18 protein-coding genes are annotated in these 19,706 nt (G+C 57.4%); 7 read left to right on the top strand and 11 right to left on the bottom strand.

The window, feature by feature from the left end; genetic code table 11:
* Window positions 1-26 precede the first annotated feature (26 nt).
* From B0T39_RS01110 to B0T39_RS01090, 5 genes are all read left to right on the top strand, one after another.
* Window positions 27-662 carry a flavin prenyltransferase UbiX gene (locus tag B0T39_RS01110; protein WP_081544420.1) on the top strand — a complete coding sequence of 212 codons (636 nt, stop codon included), beginning with the start codon at window positions 27-29 and terminating at the stop codon, window positions 660-662.
* Between the two features lie 45 nt (window positions 663-707).
* Window positions 708-2,198, top strand: a complete 1,491-nt coding sequence (locus B0T39_RS01105) for an NAD(P)H-hydrate dehydratase (RefSeq protein ID WP_081544419.1) — start codon at window positions 708-710, stop codon at window positions 2,196-2,198.
* A gap of 113 nt (window positions 2,199-2,311) precedes the next feature.
* The gene (locus B0T39_RS01100; protein WP_081544418.1) at window positions 2,312-3,229 is read left to right on the top strand and encodes a DMT family transporter; all 918 of its coding nucleotides are present in this window, start codon (window positions 2,312-2,314) and stop codon (window positions 3,227-3,229) included.
* A 75-nt stretch (window positions 3,230-3,304) separates the two neighbouring features.
* Complete coding sequence (locus B0T39_RS01095; RefSeq protein WP_081544417.1) at window positions 3,305-4,849, top strand: sensor histidine kinase; 1,545 nt, start codon at window positions 3,305-3,307, stop codon at window positions 4,847-4,849.
* Entirely contained in the window at window positions 4,846-6,435 is a 1,590-nt protein-coding gene (locus B0T39_RS01090; protein ID WP_081544416.1) for a DUF3369 domain-containing protein, read from the top strand. Before B0T39_RS01095 ends, B0T39_RS01090 begins: the two co-directional genes overlap by 4 nt.
* A gap of 113 nt (window positions 6,436-6,548) precedes the next feature.
* On the opposite strand, the gene trhA is transcribed toward B0T39_RS01090, so the two are convergent.
* The 4 genes from trhA to B0T39_RS01070 all read right to left on the bottom strand — a co-directional run bounded on the left by trhA (window position 6,549) and on the right by B0T39_RS01070 (window position 9,064).
* A complete protein-coding gene (gene trhA / locus B0T39_RS01085) occupies window positions 6,549-7,166 on the bottom strand; it encodes a PAQR family membrane homeostasis protein TrhA (protein WP_081544415.1) in 618 nt (205 codons plus the stop codon).
* A 218-nt stretch (window positions 7,167-7,384) separates the two neighbouring features.
* On the bottom strand, window positions 7,385-8,041 hold the full coding sequence (adk, locus tag B0T39_RS01080; RefSeq protein WP_081544414.1) for an adenylate kinase: 657 nt from the start codon (window positions 8,039-8,041) through the stop codon (window positions 7,385-7,387).
* A 70-nt stretch (window positions 8,042-8,111) separates the two neighbouring features.
* Complete coding sequence (kdsB, locus tag B0T39_RS01075; RefSeq protein ID WP_081544413.1) at window positions 8,112-8,885, bottom strand: 3-deoxy-manno-octulosonate cytidylyltransferase; 774 nt, start codon at window positions 8,883-8,885, stop codon at window positions 8,112-8,114.
* A complete protein-coding gene (locus B0T39_RS01070) occupies window positions 8,882-9,064 on the bottom strand; it encodes a Trm112 family protein (RefSeq protein ID WP_043591984.1) in 183 nt (60 codons plus the stop codon). Before B0T39_RS01070 ends, kdsB begins: the two co-directional genes overlap by 4 nt.
* A gap of 376 nt (window positions 9,065-9,440) precedes the next feature.
* On the opposite strand from B0T39_RS01070, the gene B0T39_RS01065 reads away from it, so the two are divergent.
* Both B0T39_RS01065 and B0T39_RS01060 read left to right on the top strand, forming a co-directional pair.
* Window positions 9,441-9,761, top strand: coding sequence for a hypothetical protein (locus B0T39_RS01065; protein WP_081544412.1), 321 nt, complete (start codon window positions 9,441-9,443; stop codon window positions 9,759-9,761).
* A gap of 440 nt (window positions 9,762-10,201) precedes the next feature.
* A complete protein-coding gene (locus B0T39_RS01060; RefSeq protein ID WP_081544411.1) occupies window positions 10,202-10,696 on the top strand; it encodes a hypothetical protein in 495 nt (164 codons plus the stop codon).
* Here the strand turns inward: B0T39_RS01060 and terL are convergent.
* The 7 genes from terL to B0T39_RS01025 form a co-directional block, all read right to left on the bottom strand.
* Window positions 10,693-12,429, bottom strand: a complete 1,737-nt coding sequence (gene terL / locus B0T39_RS01055; protein WP_081544410.1) for a phage terminase large subunit — start codon at window positions 12,427-12,429, stop codon at window positions 10,693-10,695. The two genes, B0T39_RS01060 and terL, sit on opposite strands and share 4 nt — an antisense overlap.
* A 10-nt stretch (window positions 12,430-12,439) precedes the next feature.
* Window positions 12,440-12,697 (bottom strand): hypothetical protein, encoded by a 258-nt coding sequence (locus B0T39_RS01050; protein ID WP_081544409.1) that lies wholly within the window; start codon window positions 12,695-12,697, stop codon window positions 12,440-12,442.
* Window positions 12,675-12,887 (bottom strand): hypothetical protein, encoded by a 213-nt coding sequence (locus B0T39_RS01045; protein WP_081544408.1) that lies wholly within the window; start codon window positions 12,885-12,887, stop codon window positions 12,675-12,677. The genes B0T39_RS01050 and B0T39_RS01045 overlap by 23 nt, the downstream gene beginning before the upstream one ends.
* A 350-nt stretch (window positions 12,888-13,237) precedes the next feature.
* Window positions 13,238-13,783: a lipoprotein N-acyltransferase Lnb domain-containing protein gene (locus B0T39_RS01040; RefSeq protein WP_081544407.1), complete on the bottom strand. Its 546-nt coding sequence runs from the start codon at window positions 13,781-13,783 to the stop codon at window positions 13,238-13,240.
* Window positions 13,784-13,788: 5 nt separating this feature from the next.
* Window positions 13,789-14,313: a PAAR domain-containing protein gene (locus B0T39_RS01035; protein ID WP_081544450.1), complete on the bottom strand. Its 525-nt coding sequence runs from the start codon at window positions 14,311-14,313 to the stop codon at window positions 13,789-13,791.
* A gap of 86 nt (window positions 14,314-14,399) precedes the next feature.
* Window positions 14,400-16,094, bottom strand: a complete 1,695-nt coding sequence (locus B0T39_RS01030) for a phage tail fiber domain-containing protein (protein WP_081544406.1) — start codon at window positions 16,092-16,094, stop codon at window positions 14,400-14,402.
* Between the two features lie 15 nt (window positions 16,095-16,109).
* Window positions 16,110-19,700: a transglycosylase SLT domain-containing protein gene (locus B0T39_RS01025; RefSeq protein WP_254894462.1), complete on the bottom strand. Its 3,591-nt coding sequence runs from the start codon at window positions 19,698-19,700 to the stop codon at window positions 16,110-16,112.
* Window positions 19,701-19,706: the final 6 nt, after the last annotated feature.

Here is a 19,706-nt window from a genome sequence, read left to right as displayed (position 1 = left end):
GGGCCGCCCGCCTACAGGAGACATTCATGCGCCCGATCCAAACCGTCACCGTCGCCCTGACCGGCGCCTCCGGCCTGCCTTACGGCTTGCGGCTGATCGATTGCCTGATCGCCGCCGGCGCCCGCGTCTGGGTGCTGTATTCGCAAGCCGCCCAAGTGGTGGCCAAACAGGAAATGGACCTGACCCTGCCGTCGCGCCCAGCCGAGGCCCAACAGTGGCTGATGCAACGCAGCGGCGCGCGCGACGGTCAGCTGGCGGTATTTGGCCGCGAAGAATGGTTCGCGCCGGTGGCGTCCGGCTCCAACCCGGCCGACGCCATGGTGGTCTGCCCGTGCTCGATGGGCACGCTGGCCGCCATCGCCCAGGGCAGCAGCGACAACCTGATTGAGCGCGCCGCCGACGTCAGCATCAAGGAACAACGCAAACTGGTGCTGGTTCCGCGCGAAGCGCCGTTCTCCGCCATCCACCTGGAAAACATGCTCAAGCTGGCCCGTCTCGGCGTTGTCATCCTGCCGCCGTCTCCGGGGTTCTATACTCATCCCAAGACCGTGGACGACATGATCGACTTCGTGGTGGCGCGAATTCTGGATCAGCTCCGCATCGACAATCAATTAACGCCGCGTTGGGGCGAGCCCGCCCCGGACAGTCCCGCAGCGCCCTAGCCCGCCGCCGCGCCGCTCGCGGCCCGGCCAACGAGGAGCATCCGGATGCCGACACAAGACCAAAGCATTCTCAGCCTGGACGCCTTGCGCCAATTAGAGCGCCAAGCCACCGACGCCGGCTACAACCTGATGCAGCGCGCGGCGATGGCTACCGCCGACTGGATCAGCCACCATCTGCCCAGCGCGTCCCGACTACTGATCTGCGCAGGTCCCGGCAATAACGGCGGCGACGCCTTGTACGCGGCGCTGGAACTGATGCGCCGCCGCTTCCGGGTCGATGTGCTGGTGCCCACCCAGCCCACCAGCCCGGCCACCTCGGAAGCGCTGCATGAGCTGGAACAAGCGCAGGGCCATGTGATGTTCGACCTGCCGCGCGACTACCGCGCGCCGCAGCTGGTCATCGACGGACTGTTCGGCGTGGGCCTGAGTCGGGACTTCGACCTGGAATGGACCACCCTGATCGACCGCATCAACCAACTGGGCAGCCCCATCCTGGCGCTGGACTGCCCCAGCGGCCTGGACGCCTATACCGGCGTGCCGGCCAACACTGCGATCCAGGCCAGCCACACCCTGACCTTTCTATGCCAGAAGCCCGGCCTGTTTAGCGCCTCAGGCGCCGATCTGGCCGGCAATGTGGAGCTGGAGCTGCTGGATTGCCCACCCAGGCTGATTCCGGCGGCGGAGGGCAGCATCAACCAGCCGGACGTCCGCGCGCTGCTGCGCCCGCGCAACAGCCACAAAGGCCTGTTCGGCACCGTCTGCGTGATAGGCGGCGCGCCGGGCATGTTGGGCGCGGCGCTGCTGGCCGGACGCAGCGCCTTGGCTTGCGGCGCCGGCAAGGTTCATGTCTGCCCGCTGGACGACCGTTTGCCGGTGGATCCGGTGGTGCCGGAGCTGATGATCTCCGCGCTGGATGAAGTCGCCGACCTGCCCGATGCCGACGTGCTCGCCGTCGGCCCCGGTCTCGGCCTGCAAGAGCTGGCCGGCCGCCTGCTGGACCAAGTCATCCAGCAGCCGCAGGCGCTGGTGCTGGACGCCGACGCGCTCAACCTGCTTGCCAACGACCACGCCGCCGCCGCGCTGATCGCCAAACGCCAGGCCGGCACTGTGCTGACCCCGCACCCGGCGGAGGCCGCCCGCCTGCTGGGACAAAGCACCGAGACAGTGCAGAAGGACAGGCTGCTGGCGGCTCGCCGGTTGGCCAATCACTTCAACTGCGTCGTCGTGCTCAAAGGCGCCGGCAGCCTGATCGTCGGCCCGGACGGCTTCTACCACTTGAACACCAGCGGCGGCCCGGCGCTGGCGGTGGCCGGCCAGGGCGACGTCCTGACCGGCATCATCGCCGCGCTGCTGGCCCAGCGCATGGAGCCTTTCGAAGCCGCCAGCCTGGCGGTGCACATCCACGGCTTGGCCGGCGATGATTTCGAAATGGAAACCGGCGGCCCCATCGGCCTGTCCGCTTCCGACACCGCCTGGCGCGCCAGCCTGATGCTGAACCGGCTGATTCAGGAACGGGCGCAGGAACAGGCAAGCTGAAACCCCAGGCGAGCTCCCCGGTGAAAATCCATTTGCATTAGAATGGGGCATCGGCGCGCGGGCCGGCGGCATGGCCGTCCCGCGACCCCTCATCCGTCACCCCGGGGATTACCTTGCAGTCACAATCTAAAGCTTACGCCTACGGACTCGCCGCCGTCCTGGCCTGGTCCACGGTGGCCAGCGCCTTCAAGATCAGCCTTGACCATCTCAGCCCGGCTCAACTGGTGCTCTACGCCAGCGCCGCCTCTCTCTTCTGCCTGCTGGGACTGCTCGCCGTCCAAGGCCGGCAGCCGGAGCTTGCGCCGGCCTTGCGCCGCCACTGGCGCGCCTCTCTTATCTTCGGCGCGGTCAACCCGGCGCTGTACTATCTGATCCTGTTCCAGGCCTACGCGCTGTTGCCGGCACAGGAGGCCCAGGCGATCAACTACACTTGGGCCTTGACCATGAGCCTGCTGGCGGTGCCGCTGCTCAAGCAGAAACTGCAGCGCCGCGATATCGCCGCAGCCTTGGTCTGCTACTTGGGTGTGTTGGTGATAGGCACCCGCGGCCAGGTGCTAGAACTGCATTTTTCCGATTCGCTGGGCGTGGCGCTGGCGCTGGCCTCCACCCTGCTGTGGGCCGGCTACTGGATTTTCAACGCCCGCGACGCGCGCGAACCGGTCATCGGCTTGACGCTCAATTTCGCCTTTTCGCTGCCGCTGAGCCTGGCCTGGTGCGCCTATACCGGGCAGTTGGGCCCGGTGGCCTGGCAGGGCCTGGCCGGCGCCGCCTATGTCGGCGCCTTTGAAATGGGCTTCACCTTCGTCCTGTGGCTGACGGCGATGAAGCTGACGCCGAGCACCGCCCGCATCGCCAACCTGATTTTCCTATCGCCGCTGCTGTCGCTGGCGCTGATCCATTTCCTGATCGGCGAAGCCATCCTGCCCTCCACGCTGGTTGGGCTGGGCCTGATTCTGAGCGGACTGGCGCTGCAAAAGCTGGCCCCGCGCGCCAAGCCCGCCGCGGCGCTGAGCGCCGACGGCGGCGGCTAACCGCGCTCATCCGGATTTGGTATTCGCGCCAGAACTGCCTAGGATTCAGTGTGGGCACTTGGAACTGTGAACATAATGAAAAGCATAAAAACCAAATTGATGTTCTGGTTGATGGCCTGGATCACCGCCATTCTGGGGACGACGGGCCTGTTTTCCTATTTGCACAACCAAGAACGCAATGAGGCCGATTACCAATCCCAACGCGCCGCGGTCAAAGCCCGCTTGGCGATGTCGCTGCCGCACAGCGTCTGGCAGCTGGACGACGAGAACGTCAGGCTGACGCTGGACAGCGAGCTGAGCTGGCCGTCCATCATCGCCATCAGCGTCAAGGGAGAATCCGGGCTCAGTCTGGGCCGCAGCCACGATACCGACGGCAGCATCCGCGACATGCCTCCGTCGGAGGAGCCGCGTTCGGACGACATGCTGAACATCCCCATCATCTATCAGGGCAAGGAGCACTTGGGCAACGCCACCGTCTACCTGTCGCGCCAGGCTCTGGCCAAGCATCAGCGAGACCAGTTGATTGAACTGTCCGCCCAGATCCTGCTGCTGGATGTGATGATCTTCATGATCATGTCCTTCAATCTGCAACGCTTCCTGTTCCAGCCGCTGGCGCGGCTGCAGCAGGCTCTGAACACCGCCATTCGAGCACCGGACGCCAGCGGCGCCCAGGTCACCCACGTCGCCGACGACGAGATCGGCGGCATCGTCAACGGCTTCAACCGCATCGTGGCGCGCACCGCCGGCGACCTGGCCAAACGCACCGAGGCCGAAGCCGTGGCCCGCGCCGAACGCGACCGCGCCGAAGAGGCTTATCGCCAATTGATGGAAGCGCAGCAGACCCTGGTGGAAACCGAGAAGATGGCCTCGCTGGGCAGCCTGGTGGCCGGCGTCGCCCACGAGATCAACACCCCGGTGGGCATCACCCTCACCACCGCCTCTCACCTGGGCACCGCCACCAGCCACATCATAGAAAAAGTGGACGGCGGCACTGTCAAGAAAAGCGACTTCCAAGCCTACCTGGACACTGCCAAGGAATGCAGCGACCTGATTCTGTCCAATGCCGAACGCGCGGCCAACCTGATACACAGCTTCAAACAGGTGGCGGTGGATCAGACCAGCGAAGCGCGGCGCAGCTTCCAATTGCAAGATTATCTGAATGAAGTGATCACCAGCCTGAAGCCGCGCTTCAAGCACGCCAACACCACCATCAACGTGCAATGCGAGGAAGACATCCTGCTGGACAGCTATCCCGGCTCCTTCGCCCAGGTGGTCACCAATTTGATGGTCAACTCCCTGGTGCACGGCTTCGAAAACCGCAGCAGCGGCAAAATCCTGATCGAGGCCCGGCGCAACAACCCGCATTACATCACGCTGACGCTCAGCGACGACGGCAAAGGCATCCCGCCGGAAAACCTCAGCCGGGTGTTTGATCCCTTCTTCACCACCCGCCGCGGCAGCGGCGGCAGCGGCCTCGGGCTCAACATCGTCTACAACATCGTACGGCAACGCTTGGGCGGGTCGATCGAGGTGCACAGCGAAGTGAACAAAGGCACCACTTTCACCATCACCATGCCCTGTTCCGCCCCGGTCAATCAGAGCAAGGAGAACATAGCATGAGCGACATCACCAACCAGGAAGACGACTGGCTGCTGGACGATGACGCTCCAGCCGAAGCCGCGTCCGCCGTGAACGATGGCCGTCATCCGTGGAAAATTCTGATCGTCGACGACGAAAAGGACGTGCACACCGCCACCCGCATCGCGCTGCGCAATATCCGCTACAAAGAACGACCGCTGGAACTACTGAGCGCCCATTCCGGCAAGGAAGCCTACGAAGTGGTGCGCCAGCATCCGGACATCGCGCTGATCATGCTGGACGTGGTGATGGAAAGCGAGGACGCCGGGCTGAAGCTGGTGCACCAGATCCGCCAAGACCTGAAAAACGGCCTGGTGCGCATCGTGCTGCGCACCGGCCAGCCCGGACAGGCACCAGAACAGGAAGTCATCCTCAACTACGACATCAACGACTACAAGACCAAGACCGAACTGACGGTGCAAAAGCTGTTCACCACCATCATCTCCTCGCTGCGCGCCTACGAAAACCTGCTGTCGCTGGAGAAAAACCGCCAAGGCCTGTCCAAGATCCTGGAAAGCGCGTCCGACCTATACCAACTGTATTCGCTGCGCGAGTTCGCCTCCGGCGTGCTGCGCCAGATCAGCGCGTTGCTGGACATCGGCAGCGACGGCATCCTGTGCGTGCGCAACGACAACAGCAACGGCCGGCCGGAACTGGAAATCCTGGCCGCCTCCGGCAATTACGAACCGCTGGGGCAAAGCGGCGACCTAAGCCCCTTCCCCGAGCTGGAGCAGGTGATCCTGCGCTCCTTCGCCGAAAAACGCAGCATCTACCAGCACCCTTACGACGTGCTCTACATCACCTCGCGCAACGGCCGCGAATTCATCATCCACTTCACCCCGCAATGGCCGCTTGAAGAAGTGGAGCGCGACCTGCTCGACGTGTTCTGCCAGCGCATCTCCGCCGCCTACGACAACCTCTACCTCTATAGCCAGCTACGCAGCGCACAGGAAGCCACGGTGGTGGCGCTGGCGGATCTGGCGGAATTCCGCGACACCGACACCGGCAATCACGTGCTGCGCGTGCAGCGGCTGACCGACGCCATCGCCGGGCAGATGCGGGACAACGGCGCCTATCCGGAACTAATGGGCAAGGAATTCATGGACATGGTGGGCATGGCCAGCATCTTGCACGACGTGGGCAAGGTGGGTACCCCGGACCACATCCTGTTCAAACCGGGGAAGCTGGATCCGGACGAACGGGTGATCATGGAACAACACGCCACCATAGGCGCGCAGATACTGGCCAGATCGGCCAGCATGGTGGAGGGGATGAGCTATCTGTCGCTGGGCTCGGAAATCGCCGGCGGCCACCACGAGCACTTCGACGGCAACGGCTACCCCAGAAAGCAGAAAGCGCACGAAATCCCCCTGTCGGCGCGCATCGTCGCAGTGGTCGACGTGTTCGACGCCCTGCTCAACAAGCGGCCCTACAAGGAACCATGGACGCTGCGCGACACCATGGACTACATCTCCGGCCGCGCCGGCAGCCAGTTTGATCCGGAAGTGGTGCGCGCGCTGGAAACCCTGGTCAAAGAGCGCCGGCTGCAGGATTTGCCGGACGAGTAAGCGCTCCCCGGACACTAAGCAAGGCCGGAATAAAACAGGGCGAAAACAGCGCTTGCGCTGGTTTCGCCCTTCTTCTTCCGGCCCGCCGCTGCGGGAGGACTTCAAGCCGTGGCTCAGGCCACGTAGAACAACACGCTGACAAACTGGCAGACGCTGCCGCCCAGCACAAACAAATGCCAGATGCCGTGACCATGGCGTATTTTCTCGTCGTTGAGAAACCAGTAGATGCCTACGCTGTACAGAATCCCGCCCAAGGCCAGCCAAAACAGCCCGCCGCTGGGCAGCGATTCAATCAGCGGCGGCAACGCCACCAATACCAGCCAGCCCATCACCACGTAGAGAATCATCGACAGCAAACGGGTGCGCCGCCCCAATGTCAGCTCCTGAATGATGCCGAACACGGCCAGGCCCCAACTGGCGCCGAAAAGGCTCCAGCCCCAGGCGCCGCGCAGGGTCACCAGCGCGAACGGCGTGTAGCTGCCCGCTATCAGTAGATAGATCGCCGAATGGTCGCACTTCTGCAACACCGCCTTGGCGCGTCCGCGAAAGCTGTGATACAGCGTGGAAATCAGATACAAAGCCACCAAAGTAGCGCCGTACAGGCTGAAGCTGACCACCTTCCAGGGGTCGCCCTCGCGCGCGGCCATGGTCACCAGCACCACCAGCCCGGCAATGGCCAGCAAGGTGCCGATCAAATGGGAAATCCCGTTGAAACGTTCCCCGTAATACATAGGTATTATCCTTGCGCCGGCATCGCTCCGGCTTGTCGTACAAAAACTTTTGGAGCCGCTCACAGGCTCCGGGTTCAATTCTCCGCCTGTTGCCGTCGACGCGCCAGCCCTTTCTCGACGCGCCAAAACAAAAGCGGGCCACAGGGCCCGCTTTTGTTTAACACCGCGAATCCAGCACCTGTCGACGATCACTCAACGGATCGCCAACCGGCCGCTGCTCAGGCGCCCAGCGCCTTCAGCACCTCGTCACGCACCACTTCCACCGCGCGGGTGCCGTCGATCTTGACGTATTTCGGCGCCTTGGCGTCGCCGCTGGCGGCACGCTCGCCGTAGAAACCCACCAGCACCGCGGTCTGTTCGTGGTAGACCGCCAGACGCTTTTTCACGGTGTCTTCGCGGTCGTCGTCGCGCTGGACCAGCTCTTCGCCGGTCACATCGTCCTTGCCGGCCACTTTCGGCGGGTTGAAGCTGATGTGATAGGTGCGGCCGGAGGCCAGGTGCACGCGACGGCCGGCCATGCGCTCAACGATGGCCGCGTCCGGCACGTCGATCTCCACGACGTAATCGATGTCCACGCCGGCGGCGATCATCGCTTCCGCTTGAGGGATCGTGCGCGGGAAACCATCGAACAGGAAGCCATTTGCGCAATCCGCGTCGGTGATGCGCTCCTTGACCAGGCCGATGATGATGTCGTCGCGCACCAGGCCGCCGGCGTCCATGATCGCCTTGGCTTCCAGCCCCAGCGGCGTGCCGGCCTTGACCGCGGCGCGCAGCATGTCTCCGGTGGAGATTTGCGGGATGCCGAATTTTTCCTTGATGAAATTGGCCTGGGTGCCTTTGCCGGCGCCAGGCGCCCCCAACAGGATCAGTCGCATGAAGATCGCTCCGTCAATTTGAATAAGATGATTTGATATCGAAATCCGGGCCGCGCCAACGCGGCCCGGCTTATGGGTTCCGTCCGTCGCCCAGCAAATGGCGCACGCGCTCCAGGTCCTCCGGCGTATCCACGCCGGCCGGCGGCGCGGACTCTACCACCGCCACCTTGATGGCGAAGCCGTGCCACAATACCCGCAACTGCTCCAGCGCTTCGAAACGCTCCAGCGGCGCCGGTTCCAAACGGTTATAGGTCTTCAGAAAACCCGCCTGATAGGCGTACATGCCGATATGCCGCAGCACCGGTAGGTCCGCGGGCAGCGCGCTCGCATCCTGTGCGAAGGCGTCGCGGGCATAGGGAATCGGCGCGCGGCTGAAATACAGCGCGCGGCCGGCGTGGTCCAGCACCGTCTTGACCACATTGGGATTGAACATGTCGGCGGCGTCGCGGAACGGATGCGCCAAGGTCGCCACCGGCGCGTCGCCGGCGGCCAGGAGCGCCGCCAGCTGATCGATCAGGGCCGGATCGATCAGCGGTTCGTCGCCTTGGACATTGACCACGATCTCATCGTCGGCCAGCTTCAGCGCCTGCGCCACTTCGGCCAGCCGGTCGGTGCCGCTGGCGTGGTCGGCGCGCGTCATCAGCGCTTCAACGCCGTGCGCGCGGCAAGCGGACAGCACATCGTCGTGGTCGGTGGCCACGATCACCCGGCTTGCGCCGCTCTTGGCCGCCTGCTCGGCGACCCGCGCCACCATGGGTTTGCCGGCGATGTCGGCCAGCGGCTTGCCCGGCAAGCGACTGGACGCCAGACGCGCGGGAATCACCACGCAAAAGCCGCGGCTCATTTTATCTCTTCTTCCGGCGCCAGCTCGCGGGCCTCGGCTTCCAGCATCATCGGGATGCCGTCCTTGATCGGGTAAGCCAGCCGGTCGCCCTTGCAGATCAGCTCCTGCTTGGCCTTGTCGAAAACCAGCGGACCCTTGCACAGCGGGCACACCAGAATATCCAGGAATTTAGCGTCCATGTCGGTAAAACCTTTGAAAGCCTTGTATCTATTGATTTACGGTGAATGGTACAGAACATAACACCATACGTCCACACTACATTCACCATACATTTTCATGGTCTGGCCGTTGACCCTGCCAGCGCGTTAAGGCATATTATACCTGCTTGGATGCCTTCCCGGCTCTCTCAGCGTGTGCGCGTGTCTATACCCATACGCAAGGCTAGCTGCGGCCCTTCGAGGCACCCCACGGGGGACACTTCGCGCCCTTCTTATCTCAGATACCCATTTAAATTTTTGCGGTGCTTTTAGCCTCCTTGCACGCCTCAGCACCGTGTCCCATACTCAATACAAATGCCTTTAGCATACCCATAAGCTGTAAAGGGAGGTGGTCTGTATGTCTGCATTCCGTCTGAAAAAAGATACGTATTATGCCGTAGGGGATACACTTACAGTTCTCAATGGCACTCTCCTTTTTGATGAGAAAGGGGATATCGTCGGCACTATAGGTATATGGAATGCCGCTATCGATGGCTATCCCATTATCTCCTACAAGAGGCCGTGGAGCGGCGTTGAGGCGGGCGAGCCGCGTGCAAAGTACCCAGAGCAGTTTGGGGTAAAGGACATCATGGGAATCATTAAGGAAGGCCCAATTATTGAAATCTTCAATTTAGATGGCTCTGTGAGATGTACCTACAGCCTAACTGCTATGCCCTAGCCACCTGCAAGCGCCTGCACTGCATCAACGACAGTAGCGACACCTGCCAGCAGTGCAGGATTAGTAACGCCTGCAAGGGCCAGTACGGCGGCGAGGGCCAGAGCGGCCTTAGAGCGGCCCTTGAAGGCCCGGAGTACTTTTAGAACCTTAAACATATCGGTATTCCTTTCTTAATGGTGTATTGATGATTGGTCTTGAAGGCTCCTCAGTCTCTACGAACTTCAGAGGTCAGCAGAGACTGAGGAGCCTTCTACATCTAAAAGCAGGGATGAAGGGTGCAAAGGAAATGATGGACAATAATCTGGTATCCATTCACCCATCTGTCCCAGAGCCTTGAAGAGGTGTATAAGAACCTTCGGGCATTAGAGAACCCTCCTCCCCTCCTCTAGTGTGTGTAATTGCGATTCTGGTGTGTGTAATTGATTTCAGGACTGGAGTACATGGAAGTTATTAACTGGCTGGGACAAAATTGGGTAGCGCTGCTCTCTGCGGTCATCTCTGCGGTTGCTCTGTTCTACTCGTACCAATCAGCCCTCGCGGCCAAACTATCAGCCAGGGCAGCTTTACAGGCGAACACGAACGCGCTTAAGAGTTCACAGCTGGCCATCCTGCAAGAAGCAGAGTCGTTCCAGAGAGCATTTTCCGGGCTTTATGGCATCCCTACCGAGGAAAAACTTGGGCAGTTCCACAGGGTCGCAGTCGTCCCCGCCATTGCCTACATGCCACAGCCCATTGCAGCTGACTTGGCTGATATTTATGACCACTGCAAAAGGTATCAGGAGCAGTTGAACCTCCGCCGTACACCCGACATGCGCCGGTCTGGTGAAGACTTTGATGAACCTTCAGTTAGGCTAAGATATAAAAGCATCTGCTCCACCCTTGACAACACAATCAATTCAATGCGCCCAATCCTTCAACTCTCTGCTGACAGCTAGAACATGGTTACATCCAGCCCTTCCTCTTCTCCAGTCATGAGCCAGTGAAAGCCCTCAGCATCCATCCTACGCGTTGTCACCTCTGGTTTATCCAACTGGGCCATTAACCAATCTTCAAGCTTTGCCTCTACGCCCTTCTCCGCGTCCTGGGCCATGTACTCCACCCAGTACCGGACAGCCATTGCCAAGGCGTCTAGACGGTCATCGTGGGCCAGCGCGCCCTTCTCGTTGCAAATCCGTGTGAGCTGATAGAAGAGCGAATAGGCCGGATCGCGGATGTAGACGTGATAATCATCAGTGATGACACTCTGGTTAATGACTACCTTGTGTGCCCCTAGAACTGGCTCTAGCGTCTCAATGATCCGGGCTTCCTTCATGGTAGTGCTTCGAATCTCTTCGATGCCCACCGGGTGAATGCGAGAGAAGAACGGCGTTATCAGCTTGGTGAACATGCCATCACCAAAGTTGGACTCGATCAAGACGTTTGAGACGCCCCAGAACTTCGCCTTCTGTGCCAGCGTCGTTAACACTGAATCGCTGTAGCCGCCTTGAAGGCCCCCAACTTCCATCACAAACAAATAGCCGTTCAAGAACTTAACCACCGCATAAGCCGTTTCGTCTTTGCCGCGCCCAGACGGGTCAATGGCTAGGACGCTCCCCGTGTAGCTAAAGACCTCCTTGGAGCGCATGAAAGGCCCGTTGAGCACATCACCGCGCATACCCACACAGGGCACCTCAGCAAGCCTTGTAGAGTCGTCAGAGGCCCATTGCCATTTCATTGACGTGGCTTCACGGTCCAGAGCCGCCACGATCAAATCAGACATCTTCAGCGGGTAGCGCTCGGCATCGCTCAAAGAGGTGTCTAGCAGGAACTGCAAGGCAAAGCCGGCTGCGCCATAGCTTAAACGCCTCTTAGCGACTTCCTCAGCGTCAAAGCGACTCGGCTCCGTCGAAGTGCCTGCAAGGCTACTATCGGCCTCCAGCGCCTCAGCAATAAGGGGGGCAAGGCACCTGCCGTAGTTTGCAAGGCGCGTTTCGCTTTCAGGGTAAAGAAGCGGCCAGATGCGGCAAGCGTATCCTCGATGCTGAAGCTCGTTGTAGAGACTCGCCTCACACTGGGGAGTGCCCAGATAGATAATCTGTCCACCGGGCTTTAAGATTGCATCGTACTCTTTGACGGCCTCTCCAAGCTTATCGCGCTGAATTTGCGTTGCGGAGTTCTTAGGAACCTCTACGTCATCGGAGATAAGGATATCTGCGCGGCTACCTGTGATTTGACCAGTGATACCAACAGACTTTATAGATGGACTAATGTCTGGAAGTGCGGGGCCGACATCAAAGATGTTCTGTGAGTCTCTTTGCTCTGGGCCGGCTTTAAGATGCTCCAAGAAGTGGAGCGTATGAATAATCTTCTTAATGAAGACCGCGTTAGCGTCTGCCCTGTCTTTCGAGGCTGACACAATCATTACTTTAAGGTTCGGATTCCTCCACAAACACCATACTGCGAATGCGCAAGTCACAAAGGACTTTGCGGCACCACGGAAGGCCATAATAATGAAACGATCAGAAGGAGGATTCTGAAGTGACTCCCCCATATCGTACTGAATGGGCGTTGGCGCTGGCAGGCCAATGCTTTGCCATACAATCCATAAGAAGACTCTAAAATCTTCGTATGCGTCTGCGATGATGTTTGGTGGAAGCTTCCGGGTGTCCAAGACATCCGTTGCTGCCATTAATTCTCCTTTAGTTTAGTACTGCGCGCCGTCCACTTTCGAAGACAGGCAAACCACGATCTTGAAGCTCTTTCAGAATGTCTTTAACCGGTCCGTCCTTCGGAGGCTCAGAAAGTTCTATCTGCTTGTCCTTCAGTGTTTGCCGCACAATGCTGAGAAAAGCGGTATTGGCTGCCATATCAGGGTCTTTGATGTGGACGAGAAGGATATCCAAATACGCGTCATCCAATGCAATGGCTTTATCTTTACGCGTCTTTGCTGCGGTCATTTGCCTCACTTCCTTTCTTTTTATTGCCATCATGAATTTTAAAGCCTAGCGCCACAACCTGAAGTATCAAATAGAAAATTGTGACGATATACACCCAGTCCTGCAATGGAATACCCATGATTGTTGTTGTGGCCACGCCAGCAGCCGGGGATATTTTTATGATTTCTGATTTAAAGTCATATTCGATCATTTCATACTTCCTCCTCTATTTTTTAGACAAAAGAAAAGCGCCCTAAGAAGTTCTTAGAGCGCCTTGAATGGATATTTGAATTTGTTACTTAGCCGGCTTTAGATTCTCCGAATCGAGTACGTACCAGCTTTTACCCGCACAAACAACCTCGGTATATGCATCAACTTTACCGTATGAAACGCCCCCGACGCTGCATTCAGTTCCCACGCGAATGATTATTGAAGGCTTTTCCCTTGCGTCATTCACACTCAAATATGCAGGAGTATCTTTTATTACCACAGAAGGGATGCCAGACTTTGAACACCCCATAAGAACACCGCACAACAACATCAATCTGAATTTTCGCATAATCACTTCTTAGGGTAAGTTGCTTTCTTCACCAAACGCTTAGAATGACTTAAACCCGCCATAAGATCAGCCGGGGAGACAACACTCCCAAAAGACCATCTAGGATCATGCGCAATAAGGCCTGCGGCACCGAGAGCGTCTGCGATATTAGAGGAGCAGCTGTTATCTGTTATATCGTAAGGCTTGTTTTCAGCTCGCTGCTTGTTTATAAACTCAAGAACCTTCGCCTTTTCCTGTGGGGAGACACTCAGAGTATACCCCCATGTGTCTCGATGCATCTTGACTTGTTGACGCATAAGGTAATGGTCCCTGCCATCCACATCCCAACCAGGGTGCGCCCGCCCATAAACAGTACCATCAATTTCTAAAGCAGTATGGCCGAATTGGGAACCCATCGAAATGACGCGGGAGTCGCTTACAAGCACTTCAATGGTTTCACGCTTTAACAGGACTTGCTTGATAGACTTGTCCGATTCAGGCGTAAGAGTCTTATTCGCAACAATGAACAGTTCTTTGCCGGACGGAGACTTTACACTTTGGTTCGCCACTTGCCTTACTCCACGTAGATTTTGATGTCTTCAGCCTCAGCAACAGAGGCGAGCAAGTGAGTGTGCCCCTCTGCGTCCGTAGTGCCATGTTCCAGCTCACCACTAGCCCGCTCAATGGCGTAGGCAAGATTTGCAAGCGGCTTTCCGGTATCTTGGTCAACTAGCTGATACTTGTCATTGAACAGCGCAGAAGCGGCAGCAGCCACCAAAGCAGCCAAAGCCGCGCCAGCAGAAGCACGCGCAGCAGAACCAGAACCACTACCCTCATATGAGCGCCCGACTTCGGGCATTGTCGATATGAGAGTAGCCCCACAGCTAACCTTGTGTCCCTCCAATGCAACTCCACGCCCGCCAACAGTCCAAGAGGGATCGCCTTCAACTATTACGCAGTTGACATGCCCCTGCTTGGGGCAGCTTACCGGATCACCAATAAGCGCCACCTGTTTGCCGAACATGGAAGTTGTGGCTGACGCTCCAGTCACCGCCCCACCGTGGTCTGTAGGATCGCCTAGGCGGATAACTCTCTTCATAGCCATACCGTCTCTATGGTTAATGAGGCGGAAAACCTTAGACCATTTTTTATGATGCGTCTGCTGACCTTTAGACCAACGCGGAGTCAGTATTCGAAAATGTAGACGGTACAGCCGTAGAAAAGGCCGCCAACAGTACCGTTAGCTTTAAGGGCCTGAAAGCCCATTCCGCCGTTTACGATCCTAATGCCGACTGCATTACTCGCACCCGTCCAATAGTGGCTGTGTGTCATGTAGGAGATGCCATCATGTGCGATGAAGACCGGCGCGGACAGCAAACCCGATGTGGCTCCAACATGAAACGATAGCCACTTCCCAATCACGTTTTCTGAGAAATTCCCGCCTGTGGTGTTATTGACACCATTGTCAAACACTAGCCGCCAATTAGGATTTCGACTAATCGCCGCTACTTCTTCCTTAGCGATTTCCCTAGCCCTCTGTTCAATGTGAGTGGACAGAATACCTTCGCGCCATGCGCTGCCTTTGACATTACCATCCTCAGCTATTTGCTTCCGGATTTCTTCAATGGATAATGCCCGCGCACGCTGTTCGATATGACTGTTTAGGTGGCCATCTTGCCACAGCGTGCCTTTGATATTGCCGTCCTCAAGCACTACTTCTCGAAAGGATGCGGTGCTGAGCTTATCAGGATGTGCGCCAGGGTTTGCGTCATGCAGCTTAATGGCCTCTGCTACGTTTTGATCCTGAACTTCCTTAGCCCACTTCTCAGCGTTATCTTCAGAAACTTTAGCGGCTGCTGCACTTTGAGAGGCCGCAGCCTCGGAGGCCTTAGCCGCCCCTGCTGATGCTCTCGCGTTCGTCTCGCTCTTAGAGGCTTCATCGCGCTGAATCTTGGCATTGTCTTCAGAAGCCTTAGCATTTTCAGCGCTCCCTAGTGCGTCTGCGGCCCTTGCAGTCGCGTTGGCAGAATGGGAGCCTGCCGTATCCTCAGATGCCTTTGCAGCAGCTTGCGAACCCTCTGCGGCGATACGATGTCCATACGCGGCATCCTCTGAGTTCTTGGCGGTGCCCTCTGAAAGCGCGGCCGCAGTTTCAGACGCCTTGGCGGCCACCTCTGACGCCTTGGCCTTCGTCTCGCTTTCTGCTGAAGCTGCGGCGCTTCCTGCCGCATTCTGGGCATCTCTGAGGGCATTCGCTTCAGAAACCTTAGCAGCTCCCTCAGAAGCCTTAGCGGCCACTTCAGATGCTTTGGCCCGGTCCTCCGAGAGCTTAGCCGCCACCTCTGACGCTTTCGCGGCCTTCGCCGCAGCGTGCGCCCCCTCCGCATCATTGAGGTACGTGCGGAAGTTGATAACATCTTGTGGCTCTACCGGGTCGGCAACACGAATGCCTCTTTTAAACCGAAAATCAATGTTTCCGTCAGAGTCCGTCCCAATGGTATTCACCATGTAATCCCGCGCCTCTTCAGCAATGTGAAGGGTTTGGATCGCAGATACATTCAAGTCGGTGGACTTTAAGATAGAGCCATCAATGAACTCTACGATGCGGTCGGACGGAGTGAGACGTTTAATTGTCAGAGAAGTGCCTTCTGGGGCGGGCGTCTTCAGGGTGATTTCCATTCCCTTGCTGAACCACCAGTCCCCTTCATTGGGCTTTTGCCCCGGCGTCAGGGCCGCGCCATCAACTTCAACATGCATGAATATTTTGCGCAGGTACTCAATATTGAAAGCGTAGACAGTAGTAACACCATCGCTAATAAATGTTGCGAAAGACTTAGAGTCGTTAACCTTCGGCTTTCTTGTAAAATCTGGAATCGGCATTAATCTCCTTTCTGTTTATTCTAGGTATTGTGCGGCTGCCTCATATGTTTTATCAAAAGCGAGGCCGACAGGCATCAAGTTGGGAATGAATAACTGCCTTGCAGCTTGTCGATGCCCCTTTGTCCACTCGAACTCTGGGTCAAAGATGGACTGCACTCCCGCCCCTGTAACCGAGATAGCCCGCTGGATGGCTTGGAGTGTCGGAGGGTTAAGAGACAAATCATTACCTGTGGTACGCGCTTCAGACCATCCAGGCACTTCAACTCCCACCGCACTGAGGGCCGTATTAGTCACAGAGGGAATCATTGACGCCATGGAAGAGCGTGCCGCTCCTACGGCAATGATAGCCTCCATACTTAGATACTTTTCCCGATACTCTTCAGGATCATCTTTACTCAGGGAGTTGTAGGCCATACGGGCGGTGTAGACTAGAGCGCTTCCTATGGTTGTGCCCAAAAGCTTTCCATATGCCACCCTGTCTTGCTCTTTAAGAAACGGGAGTGTCGCATTGGTCCAAGCCGCCATAGGGAAAGACTGGAACTGCATCAGTAGCTGGCCCACCGGATGGTTCATAAAGGTGGGAAGATCATTCGAATGGTGTAGCTGGATCATTTCCTTTGCCATTCTATTCGCCATCAATCTGAAGTCTGCAAAGGAATCCGGCGAGTGTTTCATCCACCTGTCCGTATCGTAGAAGCCGGCCTTATCCTGATACTTGCGAATGTCGCTCTTAATACGCGAAAGCTTGCTCTCGTCCATCCCATACTTTGCCAAGCGCTTTGGGTCTAGGAATTTCTTCAGGCTGCTGTCCTTACCCACTCCCATCGCCAAGTCATTAAAAGCGTCTTGGATGTAGGTGCGCAGACCCTCAGAAGTATTTCGCTGTATCCATTCAAACCCGCTCAGCTTGTTTGACCAAGTAGCGGCCTTCCTGCTAAAGCGGTTTGCTGCATTAGCACCTTTCATCCAGCCCGGCACATTGCCAGCAAAGAGGTCTTCAGCATCCCGCAGGGTATCGCTCACGCCTCTCCGCATGGAGTCGTGGATGTCCATGTTACGGAAAGCACGTAACTTAAGAATGGCCTGACGATCGCCAGACTGTGCGAGCTTAATCACAGGCTCAAGGCCCTTGAACATCTGCGTTGCAGCCTTCCAGCCCAGGTTCGCCACAGCGCCCAAAGCCTCGCCGGCTTGGTTAATGCCGAATCCGCCCGACAGCATCGCATGCTGCATGTTCTTCACGATGTTCAGAAGCTTGATGGCCGTGCTGTCTGTTGCGTGGGGGTTATATCCCATTGCAGCGGTCAGTCCGTCCTCGTACTCGCGTATCCACGCTTCGCGCTCACGTGCAGTTAGCTTGCTCCCATTGGCGGACTCGCGCACATCGTTCAGGTGTTCCAGGGCTGATTTCCCGTGAACCTTTCTTACGGAGTACTCAGCAGCAAACGACCTGCCATAGTTCGCAAGCATCTTGTACACATCGCCGTCGCTCAAGTCCCAGAGATCAAATGCCCGGCCATCTTCCGCCGTGATTTTGGTTGATCGGTCAAAGGGGATGGCGTGGTCAAGAAAATCGGCCTTTGGGTGCCGCAGCGCTCCATGGGCGGCGCTCTCCGGTGTCAAATAGCCGGTGCGGATTTTTACATCTGCCCAGCCCTTGGCTATCTCATCACGAATGCGCCCGCTGTGTACCTCATACTTGCCGTAGGCCTTGCCAGGGTTAGCCTTCTCGAAAGCCTCCTTTGCTGTCTGGTAACGTGTCTTCACATAGGATTCTGGCAGTGCTTTTCGTGCCCACTGAGCCGTAACCGCAATCAAGCGCTCAATGCCCCCAAAGCGCTCTATCTGTCGCTCAATGGCGTGTACATCCGCCCTGATGGGCATGTAATGTTTGTTTGGGGGCAGCAGATCGCCAAACATGCCTGTCGCGTTACCTGCCTGATGTGCCGCCGCAAGTTCACTGCGCATTGCTGCCGCCATCTCTTTAACCGCGGGCGAGGCGTTCTTATACGTCAGACCGCTTGTGTCTGTGATGGCATCTGCGGCCTCACGGCCCAGCCTCCGCACAGCTTCATGGTCTTTCATCGCCTCGGGATGATACTTATGGATGATCTGCGCTAAGTCGTAGTCCAGTGCCTTAAAGCCCTTGAAGCCGTTCGCCTGCTCCTCGGCAATCGTCGCCCCTTGATGGCCCCACGATTGATCATACGAGAGTTGAGCGGCATATCCCCTTAGCCCTGCGTCGTCGGCTTTCCCCAGTCGTCCGATTCGGTCAAAGCGGACGCCGTAAGTCTTGGCAAACTCTTTCTGTGATGCCTCATACACAGGGTTCATCACATTGTGGGCAGCCATCGGCCTGTCTTCTGCAGGAAAGGTTTCAATACCTTTCGCGTGCAGCTGGCGGCGCGTTGCATCGTCAAGCAGCTGACCGCTTGCGGTTTCCAATTCTTGCAATCGAGCACGCGCCGCAACAGAGTTATCCAGGTGATGCGCCAAGGCACCGCCCGCCCCGCCCAGAAGCCCACCCGCAATTCCCGATACAGTCGGATTGAAATCAAGGCCCACTTGCGAGCTAACTGCGTAGTCTGCGGCGATGTTCGTAGCCGCGCCCACCACAGCGCCGGAAGCCATGGCAGCGGCCCTCGAAGTAGTAGCAAAGCCGGCCAACTTCGTCAGCGCGCCGCCAGGAACAAAGGCGAGTCCGATATTCACCGGATCAGTTAGAGATGCGCCGATATTGATCAATTCGCCCATAAAGCCATACCGCGCTACTTTCGCCGCATCATCGCGCCTGCGGCTCAACAAGTTTTGCAGTACTGGTATGTCCTCTTCGCCTGTAAAATGGTTCACCGCAAAATCGTAGTCAACGCTATTTGAAAAAACCTGTCTTAAGGTTCGGTCCTCTGCTTCATCCGGCCTCACATAAGGCTTCTCGCCTTTAAGCTCTTGGTTCTCGATATAGGCCCATGCAGCGTTATTAGTGCGTATGCTGCCAAGAATAGAATCGCCAATACCGGAAAGAGTATGCTTGTCATCGACTGTGTTGAACTCTCGAAATCGCGCAGCTTCATAGGCAGCGTCCTGCACCTCTAGCGCTGTCTTCTGTCCATCCGTTCGAGTGGAGTCACCGTACAGAGGCTTATAGGCTTGTTCTGTGCTGGCGATGGGATCGGGGCGAACATCTTTGATCTTCTTGAGATAATTTCGTGTTTCTTTTGGCAGCTTCGCTAAGTTGACCTTACCACCGTTATGCTCCAAATGCTTTGCTAGATTACCCTGGCCCCAGTTATAGGCAATCAGTGCTTTGTCCTCGTCACCAAACTTATTCTTTAAGTGGTGCATAATCTTGCCCTGAGCTTCAATCGCCTTTTCTGGGTTAAGCAGGTCTTCTCTGCTATAGCCGAAGTCCGCGCCAGTAGACTGAAGAATTTGAGCAATGCCGATTGCCTGTTGGTCCCCACTTCGCTTGCCCTTCAACAGCGGCCCTAATACATCCGGCCTCCATCCAGACTCTGCCATGCCTTGCCTAGCCAAAAGTCCAGGGGAGAAATCATAGTTACTTGAAACCTTCTGATATGTATCTGCGTATGGGTTGCTTTTACTAATCCTCTT

Origin of the sequence: Chromobacterium haemolyticum (assembly GCF_002081825.1) — a bacterium.
Taxonomy (GTDB): Bacteria; Pseudomonadota; Gammaproteobacteria; order Burkholderiales; family Chromobacteriaceae; genus Chromobacterium; species Chromobacterium fluminis.
Note: the sequence above shows the minus strand (reverse complement) of the source record. Positions and strands in the feature narration are given on the sequence as shown.